This is a genomic window from Clostridium sp. E02 (assembly GCF_003833015.1).
Classification (GTDB): domain Bacteria; phylum Bacillota; class Clostridia; order Lachnospirales; family Lachnospiraceae; genus Lacrimispora.
The window spans coordinates 1-448 of record NZ_RJLQ01000067.1 but is presented as its reverse complement, the minus strand read 5'-3'; the positions used below and the strand labels follow the sequence as shown (position 1 = coordinate 448).

The 448-nt window shown below is 57.6% G+C and carries 1 protein-coding gene; it reads left to right on the top strand.

Annotated elements, in window-relative coordinates:
• Positions 1–448 (top strand): methyl-accepting chemotaxis protein (locus EFT72_RS18960; RefSeq protein ID WP_124068461.1); only part of this gene is annotated, 448 nt, incomplete at both ends.

Genomic DNA, 448 nt, shown 5'->3' with positions numbered 1-448 from the left:
ATCTCCACCAGTTCGCAGAAAATCGCCGATATTATCAGCGTAATTGACGGCATTGCCTTCCAGACCAATATTCTGGCTTTGAACGCGGCGGTTGAGGCTGCGCGTGCGGGTGAGCAAGGGCGCGGTTTTGCGGTGGTTGCGGGAGAAGTGCGTAATCTGGCCCAGCGTAGCGCCCAGGCGGCTCGTGAAATTAAAAGCCTGATTGAAGACTCGGTGGGGAAAGTGGATGTTGGCTCTACGCTGGTCGAAAGCGCCGGGGAAACAATGGCGGAGATTGTCAGTGCTGTGACCCGCGTGACGGACATTATGGGCGAAATAGCTTCTGCTTCTGATGAGCAGAGCCGTGGTATCGATCAGGTTGGCTTAGCGGTTGCTGAGATGGACCGGGTAACTCAACAGAACGCCGCGCTGGTGGAAGAATCTGCCGCCGCCGCCGCCGCGCTGGAAG